Here is a 19,043-nt window from a genome sequence, read left to right on the forward strand (position 1 = left end):
CCCGGCGCGGACGCGGATCCCCTGCCCTCGGCTCACGGCCGCGGGACAACTATGGTGACTGTGACGAAGGTCGCTCACACCGCGACCGTCAGCGGCAGAAAGGACCCCCACGTGCGACCGGATGATGCAGGGCCGATCATCAACGGCCTACCGAGCAACTTCCCGGACATCGATCCGGAGGAGACGCAGGAGTGGCACGAGTCCCTCGACGCCCTCATCGAGACGTACGGCCCCCAGCGTGCCCGGTACATCATGCTGAGCCTGCTCCAGCACTCCCGGGAGCGCCAGGTCGGTGTCCCGTCGCTCACGACGACCGACTACGTCAACACCATCCCGATCGAGCAGGAGCCGTGGTTCCCGGGCGACGAGGACATGGAGCGCTCGTTCCGTCGTCTCATTCGGTGGAATGCCGCCGTGCTCGTCCACCGCGCCCAGCGCCCCGGCATCGGCGTCGGTGGCCACATCTCGACCTACGCCTCGGCCGCCACGCTGTACGAGGTCGGGATGAACCACTTCTTCCGCGGACAGGACCACCCGGGCGGCGGCGACCACGTCTTCTTCCAGGGCCACGCCTCTCCCGGCATGTACGCCCGCGCGTTCCTCGAGGGGCGCATCCCCGAGGCGCAGATGGACGGGTTCCGTCAGGAGCACAGCCACCTCGTGGACGGCCGCCCCCTCGCGCTGCCGAGCTACCCCCACCCGCGGCTCATGCCGGACTTCTGGCAGTTCCCCACGGTGTCGATGGGCCTCGGCCCGATCAACGCGATCTACCAGGCCCAGTTCAACCGGTACCTCCACAACCGCGGCATCAAGGACACCTCCGACCAGCACGTGTGGGCGTTCCTCGGCGACGGCGAGATGGACGAGGTCGAGAGCCGCGGCGCCCTTCAGTGGGCGGCCACCGAGGAGCTCGACAACCTCACGTTCGTCGTCAACTGCAACCTGCAGCGACTCGACGGCCCCGTACGCGGCAACGGCAAGATCATCCAGGAGCTCGAGGCGTTCTTCCGCGGTGCCGGCTGGAACGTCATCAAGGTCATCTGGGGCAGCGGCTGGGACGAACTCCTCGCCGCCGACCGCCAGGGCGCCCTCGTCCACCTGATGAACTCCACGCCCGACGGCGACTACCAGACGTTCCGGGCCAACGACGGCAAGTACGTCCGCGACTTCTTCTTCGGGCGCGATCCTCGCACCCGCAAGCTCGTCGAGAACTGGACCGACGACGACATCTGGTGGAAGCTCCGTCGCGGTGGTCACGACTACCGCAAGGTCTACGCCGCCTACGACCGGGCGATGCGCCACACGGGCCAGCCGACGGTCATCCTCGCCAAGACGATCAAGGGGTTCACCCTCGGCTCCTCGTTCGCGGGCCGCAACGCGACCCACCAGATGAAGAAGCTCGCGCTCGCCGACCTCAAGGCGCTGCGCGACACCCTCCACATCCCGATCGACGACGCGCAGCTCGAGGCCGACCCGTACCAGCCGCCCTACTACAACCCCGGGCCGGAGGACGAGCGCATCCAGTACCTGCTCGAGCGTCGCGAGAAGCTCGGCGGTCACGTGCCCGCGCGGCGTTCGGGTCAGCAGCACATCCACCTGCCCGACAGTTCCGCCTACGGCTCGCTCAAGAAGGGCTCGGGCAAGCAGCAGGTGGCGACGACGATGGCGTTCGTGCGGCTGCTCAAGGACCTCATGCGCGACAAGGAGTTCGGCAAGCGCGTCGTGCCGATCATCCCCGACGAGGCCCGCACGTTCGGCATGGACAGCTTCTTCCCGACGAGCAAGATCTACAACCCGCACGGCCAGAACTACACGGCGGTCGACGCGGACCTCATGCTCGCGTACAAGGAGTCGGTGCAGGGGCAGATGCTCCACCTCGGCATCAACGAGGCCGGCTCGGTCGCGGCGTTCACGGCCGCGGGGACGAGCTATTCGACGCACGACGAGCCGATGCTGCCCGTCTACGTCTTCTATTCGATGTTCGGTTTCCAGCGCACCGGTGACGGCATCTGGGCGGCCGCGGACCAGATGGCCCGCGGGTTCCTCATCGGCGCCACCGCGGGCCGCACCACCCTCACCGGTGAGGGCCTGCAGCACATGGACGGCCAGTCGCCGATCCTCGCCCACACCAACCCCGCCGTCGTGCACTACGACCCGGCGTTCGGGTTCGAGATCGCCCACATCGTCGAGTCCGGCCTGGAGCGGATGTTCGGGGAGGACCCCGAGGACGTCATCTTCTACCTCACGGTCTACAACGAGCCGATGCAGCAGCCGGCCGAGCCCGACGAGGTCGACGCCGACGGCATCCTCCGGGGCATGTACCTGTTCCGCGCCGGCGACGGCGACGGACTCGACGACGCCGACTCCGCACCCCGCGCCCAGCTCCTCGCCTCCGGCGTGGGTGTGCCGTGGGCACTCGAGGCCCAGAAGCTCCTCAAGGAGGACTGGGGCGTCGTCGCCGACGTGTGGAGCGTGACGAGCTGGGGCGAGCTTCGGCGCGAGGCCCGCGCCTGCGACGAGCAGAAGTTCCTCCACCCGGAGACCCCCGAGCGCACCCCGTACATCACCCGCTGCCTGCAGGACCGTCCCGGCCCCGTCGTCGCCACCAGTGACTACGCGAGCGAACTGCAGGACTTCATCGCCCCCTGGGTCCCCGGTGACTTCTCCTCCCTCGGGGCCGACGGGTTCGGTTTCTCGGACACCCGGCAGGCCGCCCGCCGGTTCTTCCACATCGACGGTCCGTCGATGGTCGTCCGGGCCCTGCAGATGCTCGCCGCCCGGGGTGAGATCGACGCCTCCGTGCCCGCGCAGGCGGCCGAGAAGTACCGCCTGCTCGACGTCACCGCCGGGGACTCCGGCAACGCGGGCGGCGAGAGCTGACCCGACCAGGTGGATCGGACCACCCGCACCGCCCGACCCGACACATCGCAGATCGGAGGCTGACCTTGACCGACACCCCGACCAGGGCGTTCCTCGTCTCGATCGTCTGCTTCGTCATCGTGGCGACGGGCTTGATCCTCACCACTCCTCGGCTGTTCGACCCGGAGTCCTCCGCCGGCTGGTGGTGGGCGCTCGCCGTCGCCACGACCGTCCTGGGCATCGCCACGATGCGCCGCCGGCCCAGGGCCGTCGGTACCGCGGACCCGACCCTCCCCTAGACCCGCCACAGCCTCGAACCGAGGGGAGCACTCTCCGGTTCGAGGCGGTGGCGGGCGCCGGGCTGCGGAGTCGTCCTACGGGCGGGACCGGAACTCCTCGCGCGCGACGACGCCGGTGTCGGGGTTGTCGGTGAACAGCCCGTCGATCCCCGTACGCAGATAGGCGACCTGTTCGTCGATGGCCTTGCCGTAGGCGTTCGGGTCGGTGCCGTTCCAGAAGTCCTTCGCCATGAACTGGTTCTCGTTGCGGAACGTCCACGGGACGACCTTGAGGCCGACGCGGTGGGCGTCGCCCACGAGCGATGTCGGGGCGCCGAGCGTGCCGTCGGGCTTCTTGGGGATGACGAAGAACTTCTCCGGGCCGATGCCGTCGGCGAACCGTGAGATCTCCTTCAGGCCTGTGGGCGTCATCCAGTCGTGGTACCTGCGCGGATCCCCCTTGGAGACGAGGTCGTACGGGCCGTCGAGGGGGCCCTCCCCCGTCCAGGCGAGGAAGGTCGAGTTGCCCTTGTACCCCAAGCGGCGGACCTGCTTGAGGTTGGTGATCTCGAAGGACTGCAGCCACATCGGCGCGGACCTGCGGTTGAGGCCGTGGGCGCGGACGAGCTCGACGAACGGCTTCTCCGGGTTCAGGCCCTGGTCGTGGAAGTACGTCGAGTGCTTGATCTCGGGGATGATCCCGATGGGTCGGCGGTACTTCTTCTCGAGGGTGCGCCGGAGGGTGAGGACCTCCTCGAACGTCGGTACCTGCTCGCGGCCGTCGTAGAGGGTGTTGTGAGGACGCACCTTCGGCAGCCGCTCCTTGGCGCGCAAGGTCTTGAGTTCGGCGAGCGTGAAGTCCTCGGTGAACCAGCCCGTGACGTCGACGCCGTCGAGCTTCTTCGTCGTGCGCCGCGAGGCGAACTCCGGGTGGTCCGCGACGTTCGTCGTGCCCGAGATCTCGGGTTCATGACGGTCGACGAGCACGCCGTCCTTCGTCATGACGAGGTCGGGCTCGATGTAGTCCGCCCCCATCGCCACGGCCAACTCGTAGGCACCGATGGTGTGCTCGGGGCGGTACCCGGAGGCGCCCCGATGCGCGACGACGAGTGGGGTGGGCATCCGGGTCCTCGCCCGGTGCCCCTCACGTCCTGGGTGTCCTCGACGACCGTGGGCGCGTTCGGCGCCGTCGAACGTGGACGCCGTCGCCGACCGTGCGTCCGCTCGGCCGCCGCGGTCCGAGGGGGTGGCGTGGGCGGGAACGGCGAGCATGCCCGCGGAGAGGGGGACGGACAGGGACATGGCCGCGGTGACAGCGGCGATACCGATTCGGGTCATGAACGCGATCTCACACCCTTTCCGGGACAAGCGGGTTCACAAGCGCCTGACGAATGATGGCGGCGAGGGAAACGGTGCGGGGACGGCGGGCGGGGAACGGCGGACGACGGCGCGATCCGGCGGTCGGGCTCGAGGGTTAGGGTGACGCCCATGTGCGAGCCGAGGTGCGGCGAGGAGACCATCCAGCGCCTGGAGCGCTCGGTCGGCGCCCTCACGACCGCCGCGAACGGTCACCTCGAGACCACCCTCCCCTGGTACCGGGCGTTGCCTGCTCAGGAACGCTCGTGGGTGTCCCTCGTGGCCCACACCGGTCTCACCTCCTTCCTGCGGTGGTGCAAGGGCATCGACGAGAGCGCCCGGCTGCGGTCGGTCGTCTTCGGTGCGGCGCCCACCGAGCTCACACGGTCGATCTCGCTGTCGCAGACCCTCGACCTCATCCGCGGGGTCCTCGAGGTCGTCGAGTCCAAGGTCGACGACATCGCCGCGCCCGGGGAGGAGGCCGCCTTCTCCGAGACCGTCCTGCGCTACTCGCGCGAGGTCGCGTTCGCCGCGGCGCACGTCTACGCCCACGCCTACGAGCGGCGGGGTGCGTGGGATGCGCGGCTGGAGTCCCTCGTCGTCGACGCCCTCCTGCGCGGCGACGCCGACGAGGACGTCGCGCTCCGCGCCAACGCCCTCGGCTGGGCCGACACCGCACCGGTGCTCGTCGCCGTCGGCCCCACCCCCGAGCGGGTCGACGTCGAGATGGACGCCGTCCGCCGGGTCGCCGCGCGCCAGGGCCTCGCCTGTCTCCTCGGCGTCCAGGGCCGGACCCTCGTCGCGGTTCTCGGCGGGCGGGACGTCGCCGATGCCGTCGCCGCCCTCGCCCCGCACTTCGGCGAGGGGACCGTCGTCGTCGGGCCCGTCGTCCCCCGGTTGTTCGCCGCGGGACGCTCGGCCCGCGCGGCGATGTCCGGCCTGCTGGCCGCGCCGGCCTGGCCCGGTGCACCTCGCGTCGTCGAGGCCGACTACCTCCTTCCCGAGAGGGTCCTCCTCGGCGAGCGCCCCGCCCGCGCGCAGCTCGTCGAGCGCACCTTCAGCCCGTTGCTGGCGGCGGGAGGGGAGCTGCTCGAGACCGTCGAGACCTACCTCGCCTGCGGTCGTGTGCTCGAGGCGACCGCGCGGGCGCTGTTCGTCCACGCCAACACCGTGCGCTATCGCCTCGGTCGTGTGGGCGACCTCCTCGGGTACGACCCGACCTCACCCCGGGAGGCCCACATCCTCGCCATCGGTATCGCCCTCGGCCGACTCTCCGCCTCCGAGAAGCGGTTCAGACGCACGACCCGCGGCGACGTCTGACCCCGCCGCCGCCACGGCCCCCTCCCGGCCGCCCCGAGAGCGGCGACGCCCACCGTGGCCGCCCCGTGGACCCGCGCACCCGCGATCGCCCCTGCCCCGGTTGCGTCACACCAGCATTGGAGGATTCCTCCAAAAGACCGGCTGGTAGTTGTCAGCGTCGGAGACTGACCGGCGGACGCTCGTCCGAGAGGCTGGTCCGGTGCTCGTCATCGTCTGCCCAGGACAGGGCTCCCAGGTCCCCGGCCTCCTCGCTCCCTGGCTCGAGCTGCCCGGCCTCCGGTCTCGGCTCGAGTCCTACTCCGACGCCGCCGGCGTCGACCTCGTGGCGCACGGAACGACCTCCGACGCCGACACCATCCGCGACACCGCGGTGGCCCAACCCCTCATCGTCGCCGGCGGCCTGCTGAGCTACTCGGCGCTCCTCGACCCCGACGGGGGCAGCGAACAGCTGCCGACCCCGCCGGCCGCCGCGGTCTCGGGCCACTCCGTCGGTGAAGTGACGGCCGCCGCCCTCGCCGGAGCCCTCGCGCCCCTCCTCGCGCTGTCGCTGGTCGGGGTCCGCGGCCGCGCGATGGCGGAGGCGAGCAACGCCCACCCCACCGGCATGAGCGCCGTCCTCGGCGGCCGCCCCGAGGAGGTCCTCGACGCGATCGAGGGCCACGGTCTGACGCCCGCGAACGTCAACGGCGCCGGTCAGGTCGTCGCCGCGGGCGATCTCGACGCCCTCGCCGCGCTCGGTGAGGCGCCCCCCGCCCGGGCGCGGGTGATCCCCCTGTCGGTCGCCGGGGCCTTCCACACCCGGTACATGGCCCCCGCGGTCGACGCCCTCGCCGCGGCCGCCCGCACCACCCATGTCGCCGACCCGGCGGTGCCGATCGTCTCCAACCGCGACGGTGAGCCCGTCACCTCCGGTCGGCAGCTCGTCCAGCGCCTCGTCGACCAGGTGCGCAACCCCGTTCGGTGGGACCTGTGCATGGAGCGGTTCGCCGCCCTCGGCGTCACCGGCGTACTCGAGATCGTTCCCTCCGGCACCCTCGTCGGCCTCGCCAAGCGGGGACTCAAGGGCGTGGGTCTCTGCGCCCTCGCCGGACCGGACTCCCTCGACGAGGCGCGGGCGTTCGTCCGTGAGCACGCCGGCGACGCGCCACCGGTGTCGGTGAGCGCGGGCGCCCGGAACGGGCAGCCGTGAGCGAGGTCCGCCTCGCCCAGCGACACGGACACGAGTTCACCGCCATCCTCGGGCTCGGTGACTTCCGCCCGGCCCACGTCGTCCCCAACAGCGAGATCGTCGAGGCGATCGACAGCACCGACGAGTGGATCCAGGAGCGCTCCGGCATCGCCGCCCGCCGTCTCGCCTCCGCCGAGGAGACGGTCGTGACGATGTCGGCGCAGGCCGCGCGCGCCGCGCTCGCCGACGCCGGACTCGCCCCGACCGAGATCGACCTCGTGCTCGTCGCGACGATCACCCATCCCTGGCAGACGCCTGCCGCCGCGCCGATGGTCGCGCACGAGATCGGAGCCACCGGCGCCGCCGCGTACGACGTCGGCGCCGCCTGCGCGGGGTTCTGCTACGGCCTCGCGGTCGCCGACGACGCCATCCGCGCCGGGTCCGCGACCCACGTCCTCGTCATCGGCACCGAGAAGTTCTCCGACTTCCGCGACCCCCACGACCGCACCACCGCATTCATCTTCGGCGACGGCGCCGCCGCGGCGGTCGTCGGGCCGTCGGACACCCCCGGAATCTCGGCCTCGCTCCTCGGCGCCGACGGCGCGGGCGCGATGCAGATCGCCCAGACCCGGGACTGGACCGCGGTCCGTCACGACTGGGAGGGGATGCGCGACACCGGCGAACTCCCCTCGGAGCTCGCCCCGTTCCCCTCGATCGGCATGGAGGGACCCGCAGTGTTCCGGTGGGCGGTGACACACGTCGCCACCGTCGCCGGCGAGGTCCTCCGCACCGCGGGGATCGCCGCCGAGGACCTCGACGTCTTCGTCCCTCACCAGGCCAACGTCCGGATCATCGATGCGATGGTCAAGCGGATGCACCTTCCCGAGCACGTGATCGTCGCCCGTGACGACCTCGTCGACATGGCCAACACCTCGGCCGCCTCCGTGCCCCTCGCCCTCGCCCGGCTCCGCCGCGAGGGCCGGGCGAAGAGCGGCGACCTCGCCCTGCTCCTCGGCTTCGGCGCCGGGCTCGCGTGGGCCGGTCAGGTGGTGCGCGTCCCGTGACGACCACGCCTCACGCCGTTCACCGCGACCGGGGACCTGCTGCCTCCCGAGGCGCTGCCCGGGCCCTCTGACTCCCGCCGTACGTCGGGTCCACACGTACGACACCGCACGACCGACCCACCACCCGCACCACCGACAGATCGACACGAAGGAGAACACCATGGCTTCCGACCAGGAGATCCTCGCCGGCCTCGCCGAGATCATCAACGCCGAGACGGGCATCGACGCCGACGCCGTCGAGCGCGACAAGTCCTTCCAGGAGGACCTCGACATCGACTCGCTCTCAATGATGCAGATCGTCGTCGAGGCCGAGGACAAGTTCGGCATCAAGATCCCCGACGAGGCCGTCAAGGACCTCCGCACCGTCGGGGACGCGGTCGACTACGTCAAGAACGCCCAGGTCGCGGCCTGACGCACCCCGTCGCCGCCGGGTCGGGGCCCACCCGACCCGGCGGCGCACCGCGTCGCGCCCCCGGCATCGCACGTCTCCGCATCCCGCACGTCTCCGCAGGAGGAACCCACCATGTCCACCACCCGTGCACGCATCGTCGTCACCGGCCTCGGCGCGACGACCCCCCTCGGCGGCGACGTGCCCTCGACGTGGGACGCGCTGCTGTCCGGCACGTCCGGCGCCCGCACGCTCGACGCCGACTGGGTGACCGAGTTCTCGCTGCCGGTCTCGATCGGCGCCACCCTCGCGGTGCCGTCGGCAGACGTCCTCCCCCGCGTCGAGGTGCGTCGTCAAGACCCCTGCGCCCAATACGCGCTCATCGCCGCGCGCGAGGCGTGGGCCGATGCGGGTGCCCCCGAGATCGAGCCCGAGCGCCTCGCCGTCGCCATCGGCTCCGGGATCGGCGGCATCGACACCCTCATCACCGCCTGGGAGGCGTTGCGCACCCGTGGACCGCGCCGCGTCATGCCGACGTCGGTGCCGATGTTGCTCGTCAACTCCCCCACCGGCGCCGTCGCGATGGACCTCAAGGCCCGCGGCGGAGGCCACACACCCGTGAGCGCCTGCGCCTCCGGCGCCGAGGGCATCGGCAGCGCGATCCGCACCCTGCGCGAGGGACGCGCCGACATGGTCGTCGCCGGTGGCACCGAAGCCGCCGTCCACCCGCTGCCCATCGGCGGGTTCGCGGCGATGCAGGCACTCTCCACCCGCAACGACGAACCGCAGCGCGCCTCCCGTCCCTACGACGTCGACCGCGACGGGTTCCTCATCGCCGAGGGCGCCGCGATGCTCGTCCTCGAGACCGAGGAGCACGCCAAGGCACGCGGTGCCCGGATCTACGCCGAACTCGTCTCCGCGGGGCTCACCAACGACGCCTACCACGCCGCGGCGCCCGAGCCCGAGGGACTCGGCGCCTCGGCGGCGATGCGTCAGGCCATGGAGATCGGCGACATCGACCCCCGCGAGGTCGTCCACATCAACGCCCACGCGACCTCCACCCCCGTCGGTGACATCGCGGAGTGCAAGGCGATCCACGCCGCGTTCGGCGACCGCATCGACCAGCTCGCGGTGAGCGCGACCAAGTCGATGACCGGCCACCTCCTCGGCGCCGCCGGGGCCCTCGAGGCCGTCTTCACCGTCAAGGCGCTCACCGAGCGTGTCGCGCCCGCGCAGATCAACCTCGACGAGAAGGACCCGGCCATCGACCTCGACGTCGTGGCCGGCGCCCCCCGGCCCCTCCCGGAGGGTGACATCGTCGCCCTCGACAACAGCTTCGGTTTCGGGGGCTGCAACGTCGCCCTCGCCTTCCGCAGCGCCTGAACGCGCGACACGGCGGTTTCGCTGCCGGGGGAGATCGCGCCGCCGGTGGAGATCGCGCCGCCGGTGGAGATCGCCCCGCCGGAGGCGGTCGCGCCGACCCACACCCACCGAACACGACGAGGCCGTTCGGGATCCCCCGAGGGTCCCGAACGGCCTCATCGCCGTACCGAGTTCGCCGACGACCGCGCGTCACCGGGTGCCGATCGCCGTGGATCGCCGAACGCCCGGCCGTCGCGACCTCGCGGCGTGAGGACCTGGACCGGCCCCATCCCCATGGGTCGGTCCGCAGATCCTCGACGTGGCCCGAGGTGGGCGCCCACGCAGGAGGGACGCCCGATGCTCCGCCGTGCGGAGCGATCAGCTCACGCGGTACAGCCAGCGCGTGGGGGCGCCGTCGCCGGCATGCCGGAACGGGTCGAGCTCGGCGTCCCAGGCCGTGCCGAGGGCGCGGTCGATCTCCTCGCGCAGGGCGGGACCGTCGGCGGAACGCAGGACGGCGCGGAGGCGGTCCTCGTTGACGACGGCGTCACCGTTGGCGGCCAGCCACGTGTGGTGGATCCCGAGGCTCGGGGTATGGCACCAGCGCGACCCGTCGCACCCGGGACTCGCATCCTCGGTCACCTCGAAGCGCACGGTCTCCCACCCGCGCATGGCACTGGCCAGACGGGCACCGGTGCCCGCCTCACCGCCCCAGGCGAACTGGGTGCGCATGAGAGAACGACCGAGCGGCTGGGGCTGCCAATCCAGACGGATGGGTTGACCCAGCACGGTTTCGAGTGCCCACCCGATGTGTGGGCACAGCGCCACCGGGGATGAGTGAACGAACACCATCCCGGTGGTCATCAACGTCGACGGCGCGACAGACATCCGGACCTCCTGCGTGTGAGGGACGTCTTCCCCAACGACCTCGATGGCAGGACTCGGACGAGCAGTGCGTCGCCGGACCGCGGGGCCCGATGGACGCCGAACTATGGCGCCGGCCTCACGGCCGGACGATGTGGTGGTGCGTGTCGGTGGTACGCGTTCTCGATTGCTCGTGAGGCATCGGCGGGAAATCCCATCGATGTCGTTTCATTGTGCCCCAGGGCCGCGCCACGACCAAGCCCACCCGGGGTCAAGATTCCCTCAAGTCCCGGGGGACTCCCCATCCGTCGGAAACACCGTTCCCGGACGTCCGACCAGGTCGGATGTCCTGTTGCATCCCATCGCCCCGACCCTTGCTGGACACTCGATCAAGACGTGCGCTTCACTGTCATCTCGACGGGCTGCGCGAACCGACCGCGACCGCATGGGGATGACGGAGTGCCCGAACGGGGAGGGAACCACCGATGAACGAGAACGTGACGACGCCGGCGCCGGGGATGCAGAGCGCGATGGCCATTCTCACGGCGCGCCTGCAGAGCATGGACGGGGGCTGCACGGTCAACGAGTACGTCGACGTGCTCCGCGACGAGATGGAGGAGCAGGACCCGCTCATCCTCACCTCGGCGATGGCGAGCCTCGCCTCGGCCCTCCTCGCGATCGCCTCCGGCGGCACGAAGATCCCGCCCTACGAGTTGCTCTCGACGATCGGGCTCACGCTCGCCGACGCCTGAGGACGAGCCCGTCCCCGATGCCTCACGGCGCCGACACGGCCGACGACCCGGCACCCATGGGGGATGCCGGGTCGTCGGCCGTTCCGGTGAAGCCGAGGTGATGAGTCAGAGGGCGGGGCAGGTCCCGGAACCGCGGTGGAAGGACACGTGGACGTGGTCCCAGTGGTTGGCGGTCTCACTTCCGCGATCCTTCATCGGGCGATAGTCGGTCATCCCGGGGTGCCAGTACCCCTGCTGCCAGATGACGTACTTGACGTTGAGGTCACGGGCGTTGGCGCGGAACCAGTCCGCGATCCGAGTGCCGGACTCGCCGCGGATCATCACGTCGATGGCCTGCCCGCTGTGGTGATCACTCCGGCCGTAGCCGGGCCGGTAACCACCGATGTTCGTGACGCCGTACTGCGCGGCGACGCGGGAGCGGATGGCCGAGGGCCACTGCTTGAGACCCCGGCTGCCCGGGGTCTCGGTGAGGCGACAGCCGACGGCGTCATCTCGATGGGCCTCGACCTCGGCGGCGAACCGCTCGACGGACGACAGGGGCTTGGCGGCGGCGGAGGGTGCGGTCAGGCCGGCGGACGTCGCGACGAGAGCAGCCGTGAAGGCGGCGGTCGCTATCGGGCGGGCGAGACCGTTCAGGGGAAAACGGCTCATGGACGCACACACTGCCGGATGCGGCGACGCCCGACGGACGATCTCGGCCCGTTTGAAAGGACGATGACTGAGACTTTGCGTCCCCAAAGGACCGCGTCTCACATTGCGGTCATCGCAGGTGCTGCCGTGCGCACTCGAACAATCGACCGAGTCGACCGTCCTCATCCGCCCGCGGGCAGGGGAACGGCCAGGGGGCACCGAACGGCGCGAGGGCGTCGGGTGTCCCGCCCGTCCCCAACCCCGAGGCGGACTCCGGGATCGTCCACAGCCGGGGGACGAGCGATGCTCCGCACCTCCGGGGGTTCCTAGCGTCGAAGGGTCCCACCACCCTTTCCGGAGGACCCCATGACCATGAGCAGTCGTTACTCCGTCGCCGACGGAGCGGTCGCACGACACGCGGCGAACCTCGACACGACCCACCGCGCGATGAACGCGGCGCTGCAGAGGTTCGGCGATTCCCTCGCCACCCTGCCCGGCGTCTGGAAGGGCGCCTCCTTCGCCTCGTTCAGCGAGGTGCAGGCGCGCTGGCAGAACGCCGGCACCGAACTCAACCGGGCACTCGAGGACATCCGTACCCGCATCGCCACCTCGGCCACGGTCTACGACACGGGGGAGGCCGACCAGGCGCAGGCCCTGAGACAGGTCGGGCACTCCGTCGACTGGTCCGCCGGATCGTTCCGAGGCTGAGGGGCTCACCATGATCGTCAGCTACGACTCCGCCGCCGCCGCGCAGGCCGAGGCGGGACTGAGGGCCACCGCCGCGCACCTGGAGCAGACGCTGCAGGACCTGTCCTCCTCCGTCGCGGGTGTCTGCGCCGGCTGGGAGGGCGACGAACGACTGCTGTACCAGGACATCCAACGCCGCTGGGACGGCGCGGCCCGCGAGGTCCACGACATCCTCGTCCGCATCACCCAGGCCCTCGACGCGAACACGCAGGCCGTCGAGACCATGCGACGCCGGGTCCGGTCGACGCTCTCCGGATGAGAGACGGGCATGAACGCCAGGCTCCCTGCCCGTTCGACGCCCGGTACGGCGCCGGGCGTCGAACGGTTCGTCACCGCGCACGCCCTCGGCGATACGCTCGGCGCCGTCGCACTCGCGGATCCGGAGGTCGTCGAGGAACACCGCATCCGCCGGGTCCGGCTGTGCAGCGCCCTCGACCGCGCGGCGACGACGCCCTGGGCCGGCCCCACCTGGCGAACGGCGGCCGCGGGCGTCGCCCTCGTGCTCGTGGCCCTCCTCGGAACCGGCGTGGCCTCGGCGGTGCACCGCCACCTCCCTTCGGCCTCCGCCGGTGGAGCCGGGCAGTCGGCACCCGCCTCGAAGTCCGGCGCGAATCCGGTTCCGGCTCCGGAAGGGTCCGGTCCGACGGGAGCCACGACGCCCGCGCCTGCGGAGGTCCCCCCGCAGGGCGACGCCACACCGGCGGCGCCTGCGACTCCCTACGGTCCATGGATGTCACGGGCGCCTTCGACGGCCTCGTCGGGATGACCCCGGGGATCTTCGGGACGACCACGGGGATCGTCACCCGACGCCACGTCCGGGGACCTCCCCGACGGACCCGCTCAGGATCCCGACCAGGCCCACACCACCCGATAGAGGTCGAACACCCCGACGACGAGCAACGGCATCACGAGGGTTCCCACCCGGCAGGCGAGGTCCGCCGTGCGCCGAAGGCGACTCGCGGTGACGGGGTGCACCGTTCCCGGGCCGGACCCGGCGACGGCGACGAGGGCGGCCAACGCGACGCCGAGAGCGACCACGGTGCCGGGCGCCCGCTGTGCCGCCGCCCACATCACGACCGAGACGGCGCAGACGGCGCCCCCGAGCAGGAGAGGCATGACATGGCGGGCTCGACGCAGCGAACGGGCATGCGTCGCGACGACCAGCGCGAGCACGAGGGCGACGCCGCTCCCCCACCAGCCTGCCGACGTGAGCGGCACGGCGAGGGCCACCGTCGAGAGGCCGGCGACCCAGGTCAGCGCGGTGAGATCGTGGGAGGCTCGGTCGAGCGCGGCGTCGACGGTGGCCGGGATGACGTGCTCGCCGCGCGCCACCCGGTCGTCCACGCGGGCGAGGCCGGAGCTGGTGAGCGAGAGGCGGGTGGCCGACCCGACGAGCAGCAGGGTCGCGCAGGCCCCGGCGGCGGCCGCTTCGGCCCCGGGCCCGAGAAGTCCCACGGCGGCGACCAGCCCGCTGAGCGCACTCGTCGCCGTCGCCGCGACGAGGCAGCTCCGCATCCGGTCGTCCAACGCCGCGAGGAGCGCGGCCCCGACGGCGGTGGCGATCGCGCCGGCACACAGCACGACGACCGGGTCGTTCGGCGACGCGGTGACGGCCGCGGCCAGGGCCATGACGACGACGGCGGACGTGCCCAGAACGAGTCCGTCGGCCCGACGACGGGCGACGAGAACGAGCCCGAGCGCGACGAGCAGGGTGGCGAGCGCCGCGTCTCGCACGTCTCGCCCCGAGGCCCACTGGACCGCGACGGCGACGCCCGGGACTGCCAGGGAGAGCAGACCGGTGAGCGTCGGCCGCACGCCCCCGGTGGGACGGTGCGTCGTCGCGACCACGTGCTCGGCGACGTCGTCGACGGGCGGGGCGGTCTCGGAGGGTCCTCGTGGGACGAGCGAGAGCACGGCGCCGTCACCGGGCCCGCCGTCGGGCGACGCCTCCCGCAGGGGGGTCTCGAGCGGCAGTGGCCCGCGGGTCGGGTGCACGAGCAGCCAGCCGTGGACGTCGCCGTCACGCAGCCCGTCCCAGCCCGCACGTCCCGAGGGCGACGCGGGCCCGCGGGCGGCCCGGGCGACGCGGACGACCTCGGCGCCGACGGCGTCGTCCGCGACGGCGACGTCGACCTGGCCGTCGGGGAGCAGGACGGTGAACCGGACGACCCGGCGGATCGAGGCAGTCATCTCATGGCCTTCGTGGGAGGGGACGCGAGCGTATCCCCAGGCTCGGCCGACGTGGTGCCCACGCCGGGCGTCGCGGAATCGAAGGTGGGGACGACCGAGCGATCCCGACCGTCAGGAGGCCACGTGTCCCGCGTTCCCGCCCCACCGCATGCCCGTCCGGGGGTGCCGGTACGTGTCGTCGTGCTCGACCGCCCCCCGGCGCCGGTGGACACGACCGCAGCGGGCGGCCTCGTGCAGGTGGCCCTGCCGGCACTCGGCGGGGTGGGCATGGTCCTGTTCATGATCGCGGGGGGTCACCCGCTCCTGCTGGTGGCGGGGCTCGTCATGCTCGTCGTCACCGTCGGGGGCGCGGTGGGCATGTACGTCTCGACCCGTTCGGGAGCCCGCCGCCGGTTCACTCTCGCGCGGGAGAAGTACCTACTCCACCTCGACGACGTCCGCGCGATGCTGCGCGAGGACTCACGACGGCAGCGGGACCACGACGACGACGTCCACCCCGACCCGGTGGCGCTGCTCGCGAGAGTCCTCGGCGGTCAGGTCCGGCGGCGCGGCCTGGCGGACGACGACGCCTGGGGATTCCGGATCGGGCGGGGCACGGCGCCCCACCCGGTCCGCGTCGACCTCCCCGAGGGCGACACCGACCCCGTCGTCTCCCGCGCCATGGCCTCGCTCACCCATGCCCATCGGGTGTTGCCGGGCGCTCCGCTCCTCCTCGATCCGTCCGACGGCGACGTCGTCCTCCGCGGGCCGGCCGAGGACGTCCGGGGGGTGGTGCGGGCGTTGTTGCTCCAGTCGGCCTGCGCGGTCGGGCCCGAGCGTCTGGCGATCACGGTGCTCACCCCCGCCCCGGAGGCGTATGCCTGGGCGCGGTGGCTGCCGCACCTCGCCGGTGACGACGCCCGCCTGCGGCTCCACACCGTGGCGGCCCACTCCGCTCCGCCCCGGCTCGCCGATGTGGGAGCCCGCCCGGCGAACGGCGGTCGGCACCTCGTCGTGGTCGAGCAGCACGGCGCGGGCTCGTCCCACCACACCGCACCATCGACGACGCGCCCATCGGTCCCGGGCGCCCCCACCCCGGCCCACTCGCCCGACACCGGTCCGTGGGTGGTCCACGCGCTCCTCGACGACGACGAGGCGGCCCGCCTCGAGGTCGACCCCGCGACGACCGAGGTCATCCTCGGCCACGGCGGCCGTGGGTTCCTGGTCCACCGGGGCGCCACGGTCATGCACGGGGTGCCCGACCTGGTCCACGCCGGCCTCGCCGAGACGACGGCGAGGGCGATCGCCTCCCGCAACGACACCGGGCACCACGACGGGGAGCCGACCGGCCCGTTCCCCGGGGTCAGGGTCCTCGGCGTCGACGACCTCGGGCAGTTCGATCCGGAGGCGGCGTGGCGTCGCCCCCGAGCGGAGCACGACCTGCTCACCGTCGTCCTCGGCCGCGACGACGAGGGTCGGGAAGCCCGCCTGGACCTCAAGGAGTCCGGAGACGGTGGATCGGGTCCGCACGGGGTGCTGGTCGGCGCCACGGGGTCGGGCAAGTCCGAACTGTTGCGCAGCCTCGTGCTCGGGCTCACCGGCACCCACCACCCCGACGACCTCGCCCTGATCCTCGTCGACTACAAGGGCGGCGCCACCTTCTCCGGCCTGGAGGAGCTGCCACACGTCGCGGGGCTCGTCACCAACCTCGGCGACGATCTCGGCCTCGTCGACCGGATGCACAGCGCGCTCCTCGGCGAGATCCGGCGCCGGCAGCAGGTGCTGCACGACGCGGGACACCTTCTCGACGTCTACGCCTACCGCGCCGCCCGGGCTGCAGGCCGATCGGGCTGCGAGACACCCCTTCCCCACCTGCTCGTCGTCATCGACGAGTTCGCCGAGCTGCTCGCCGCGGTACCCGACATCCACGACCTCTTCACCACCATCGGGCGCATCGGCCGGTCGATCGGCGTCCACCAACTCCTCGCCTCGCAACGCCTCGACGACGGACGTCTGCGCGGACTCGAGGCGTTCCTCTCCTACCGCATCGCCCTGCGCACGTTCACCGCAGAGGAATCTCGCGCCGTGATCGGGTCGAGCGCCGCCGCCGAGCTCCCCTCCGCGCCTGGTCAGGGGTTTCTGCGCACCGGGTCGATGCGGCGCTTCGAGGCCGCCTACGTCTCGGCCCCGCAGCCGGGAGTCCGGCGCGCCCCGTCGCCCGTCGAGGTCGTCGACTGGCTGCCGGAGGCCGTCACGTCGTTGGCGGCACGAGGCGGGACCGCCGAGCCGGGCCACGACCCGGCCGCGGGCGAAGGAGAGCGGGAGCCCGTCGTCACCGTCCTTCACGCCGCCGTCGCCCGCATGACCGGCGCCGCCCCGCGCACCCGGCCGGTCTGGCTTCCGCCACTGCCGGCGCTTCTCGACGTCGACGAGCTCCATCGCCGGTATCCCGAGCCCGGTCGCCTCGTCGCCCGGGTGGGCCTGGTGGACCTGCCCTCGGAACAACGCACGGCGCCGCTCGATCTCGACCTCGCCCGGGGCGCATGCCACGTCGCGATCCTCGGTGGACCCGACAGTGGCCGCTCGTCGGCGTTGCGGACGCTGGCCTACGCCCTCGCCGTCGGACACCCGGTGTCCGACCTCGTGGTCCACGGGGTCGACCTCGACGGGGATGCCCTGCGCGCGCTCGAGGAGTTGCCCCATACGGGATCGATCGCCGGCCGACGGGACGAGGAGCTCCTCCGCCGCGTCCTCCGCGAGACCCTGCGCGAGATCGACCGTCGTGCGGCCCACCGTGCCGTGGGCAGCCCCGAGGTGTTGCTGCTGGTCGACGGGTACTCCACCCTGCGAACGCGGGAGGACCTGCACGAGCAGGTGCTCGCGATCCTCACCCGCGGCGCCGATGTCGGGGTCCATGTCGCTCTCACGGCCTCTCGCTGGCACGACCTGCGTCCTCCGGTCCAGACCGTCCTCCACTCACGCATCGAACTCCGCCTGGCCGACCCGCTCGACTCCGTCGTCGACCGTCGTCTCGCGGAGCACCTGCCCCGGGACGTCCCGGGCCGGGCCCTCGTCGCGACGGATCGCATCGCGCAGGTCGCGGCGGTGTCCGCCGGAGGTGTCGAGGGTGAGCGGCGGGCCTACCGGGATCTCGCCGAACGGTCGGTCGAACGGGCGCGGCCGGTGCCCATGCTCCCCACCGATCTGCGTCTCACCGAACTCCTCGCGGTCGCGGAGGCATCCTGTCGCCGCCCCACGGTCGGGACCGGAGACGCCGCCGAGCCCGACGAGACCAGCGGCACCACCCCGGCGCCGGGAGGCGAGCACGAGGCGGGTACCCGCTGGTGGATCGGCGTGGAGGAGGACGACCTCGCCCCGGTCGGTCTCGGCGCCGACGGCCCTCACCTGCTCGTCCTCGGTGATCGGCGCTCCGGGCGCACATCGGTGCTCCGCGCGATCCTCAGCCAGTGCCTCGCCGAGCCCGACACGGTCGTGGCCCTGCTCGACCCCCGCCGCACCCTCATCGACGCGGTGCCGAGCGGGCGCCTCGCCGCCTACGCATCCGGCGGGCACGAGGCCGGCGGTGTCGTCCTGTCGCTGGCGGAGGAGCTGCGGGCCCGCGCCGGCGAGCCGTCCCCGTCGTCTCCCGCGGCAGGGGCGGATCGGCCACCGCGGACGCGCACCCGGATCGTCCTCGTCGTCGACGACGCCGACCTCCTCGGTGGGGGTCTCGATCCCCTCGCCCCCCTCGGGCCCTACCTCGCAGCCGGCGACGATCTCGGGTTCGCCCTCCTCGTCGCCAGACACAGCGGGGGCGCCGCGCGCGCCCTGTACGACCCGGTGCTGGGTCGTCTCAAGGAACTCGGCTGCCCAGGGCTGCTCCTCTCCGGTGACCCCGAGGAGGGCCCGCTCTGGCCCGGCGCTCCCATGCGTCCTCTGCCCCCGGGCCGCGCCGTCCTCGCCCGCCGCGGCCGCGCACCCACTCTCTGCCACCTCGCCCGCCCCTGATCGCTCGGAGACCGCCATGAGCACACCCCTCACCACGGACCGATCCGTCCCGCCGCAGCGACGGTCGAGCCGACCGAC

Annotated in this window: 15 protein-coding genes; 11 read left to right on the forward strand and 4 right to left on the reverse strand. The window is 72.4% G+C overall.

Annotated features, from left to right (window positions below):
* The first annotated feature begins 111 nt into the window (after positions 1–111).
* Together aceE and RT054_RS04690 are read left to right on the forward strand one after the other, a co-directional pair.
* On the forward strand, positions 112–2,880 hold the full coding sequence (gene aceE / locus RT054_RS04685; protein ID WP_313022334.1) for a pyruvate dehydrogenase (acetyl-transferring), homodimeric type: 2,769 nt from the start codon (positions 112–114) through the stop codon (positions 2,878–2,880).
* A gap of 65 nt (positions 2,881–2,945) precedes the next feature.
* The gene (locus RT054_RS04690; protein WP_313022336.1) at positions 2,946–3,158 is read left to right on the forward strand and encodes a hypothetical protein; all 213 of its coding nucleotides are present in this window, start codon (positions 2,946–2,948) and stop codon (positions 3,156–3,158) included.
* Between the two features lie 75 nt (positions 3,159–3,233).
* Here RT054_RS04690 and RT054_RS04695 read toward each other — a convergent pair whose 3' ends face one another.
* Positions 3,234–4,259 carry a glycerophosphodiester phosphodiesterase gene (locus tag RT054_RS04695; RefSeq protein WP_313022337.1) on the reverse strand — a complete coding sequence of 342 codons (1,026 nt, stop codon included), beginning with the start codon at positions 4,257–4,259 and terminating at the stop codon, positions 3,234–3,236.
* A 366-nt stretch (positions 4,260–4,625) separates the two neighbouring features.
* On the opposite strand from RT054_RS04695, the gene RT054_RS04700 reads away from it, so the two are divergent.
* The 5 genes from RT054_RS04700 (at position 4,626) to RT054_RS04720 (ending at position 9,816) form a co-directional block, all read left to right on the forward strand.
* Complete coding sequence (locus RT054_RS04700; RefSeq protein WP_313022338.1) at positions 4,626–5,813, forward strand: helix-turn-helix domain-containing protein; 1,188 nt, start codon at positions 4,626–4,628, stop codon at positions 5,811–5,813.
* 199 nt (positions 5,814–6,012) lie between these two features.
* Positions 6,013–7,002, forward strand: coding sequence for an ACP S-malonyltransferase (locus tag RT054_RS04705; RefSeq protein ID WP_313022339.1), 990 nt, complete (start codon positions 6,013–6,015; stop codon positions 7,000–7,002).
* Positions 6,999–8,045 (forward strand): beta-ketoacyl-ACP synthase III, encoded by a 1,047-nt coding sequence (locus RT054_RS04710; RefSeq protein WP_312720257.1) that lies wholly within the window; start codon positions 6,999–7,001, stop codon positions 8,043–8,045. Before RT054_RS04705 ends, RT054_RS04710 begins: the two co-directional genes overlap by 4 nt.
* Positions 8,046–8,205: 160 nt before the next feature.
* Positions 8,206–8,457, forward strand: a complete 252-nt coding sequence (locus tag RT054_RS04715; RefSeq protein WP_312720254.1) for an acyl carrier protein — start codon at positions 8,206–8,208, stop codon at positions 8,455–8,457.
* 111 nt (positions 8,458–8,568) lie between these two features.
* A complete protein-coding gene (locus tag RT054_RS04720; RefSeq protein ID WP_312720252.1) occupies positions 8,569–9,816 on the forward strand; it encodes a beta-ketoacyl-[acyl-carrier-protein] synthase family protein in 1,248 nt (415 codons plus the stop codon).
* A 357-nt stretch (positions 9,817–10,173) separates the two neighbouring features.
* On the opposite strand, the gene RT054_RS04725 is transcribed toward RT054_RS04720, so the two are convergent.
* Entirely contained in the window at positions 10,174–10,683 is a 510-nt protein-coding gene (locus RT054_RS04725; RefSeq protein WP_312720250.1) for a DUF3145 domain-containing protein, read from the reverse strand.
* Between the two features lie 461 nt (positions 10,684–11,144).
* Between RT054_RS04725 and RT054_RS04730 the strand changes: the two genes are divergently transcribed.
* Positions 11,145–11,411 carry a hypothetical protein gene (locus tag RT054_RS04730; RefSeq protein WP_312720248.1) on the forward strand — a complete coding sequence of 89 codons (267 nt, stop codon included), beginning with the start codon at positions 11,145–11,147 and terminating at the stop codon, positions 11,409–11,411.
* Between the two features lie 105 nt (positions 11,412–11,516).
* Here RT054_RS04730 and RT054_RS04735 read toward each other — a convergent pair whose 3' ends face one another.
* Complete coding sequence (locus RT054_RS04735) at positions 11,517–12,062, reverse strand: hypothetical protein (protein WP_313022340.1); 546 nt, start codon at positions 12,060–12,062, stop codon at positions 11,517–11,519.
* A 351-nt stretch (positions 12,063–12,413) separates the two neighbouring features.
* On the opposite strand from RT054_RS04735, the gene RT054_RS04740 reads away from it, so the two are divergent.
* Together RT054_RS04740 and RT054_RS04745 are read left to right on the forward strand one after the other, a co-directional pair.
* Positions 12,414–12,749 (forward strand): WXG100 family type VII secretion target, encoded by a 336-nt coding sequence (locus RT054_RS04740; RefSeq protein ID WP_312720244.1) that lies wholly within the window; start codon positions 12,414–12,416, stop codon positions 12,747–12,749.
* Between the two features lie 10 nt (positions 12,750–12,759).
* A complete protein-coding gene (locus tag RT054_RS04745; protein ID WP_312720242.1) occupies positions 12,760–13,047 on the forward strand; it encodes a WXG100 family type VII secretion target in 288 nt (95 codons plus the stop codon).
* A gap of 581 nt (positions 13,048–13,628) precedes the next feature.
* Here RT054_RS04745 and RT054_RS04750 read toward each other — a convergent pair.
* A complete protein-coding gene (locus RT054_RS04750) occupies positions 13,629–14,978 on the reverse strand; it encodes a hypothetical protein (RefSeq protein ID WP_313022341.1) in 1,350 nt (449 codons plus the stop codon).
* Positions 14,979–15,101: 123 nt separating this feature from the next.
* Between RT054_RS04750 and eccCa the strand changes: the two genes are divergently transcribed.
* The gene (eccCa, locus tag RT054_RS04755) at positions 15,102–18,965 is read left to right on the forward strand and encodes a type VII secretion protein EccCa (protein WP_313022342.1); all 3,864 of its coding nucleotides are present in this window, start codon (positions 15,102–15,104) and stop codon (positions 18,963–18,965) included.
* Positions 18,966–19,043: the final 78 nt, after the last annotated feature.

It is taken from the genome of Mobilicoccus sp. (assembly GCF_032060985.1).
Classification (GTDB): Bacteria; Actinomycetota; Actinomycetes; order Actinomycetales; family Dermatophilaceae; genus Mobilicoccus.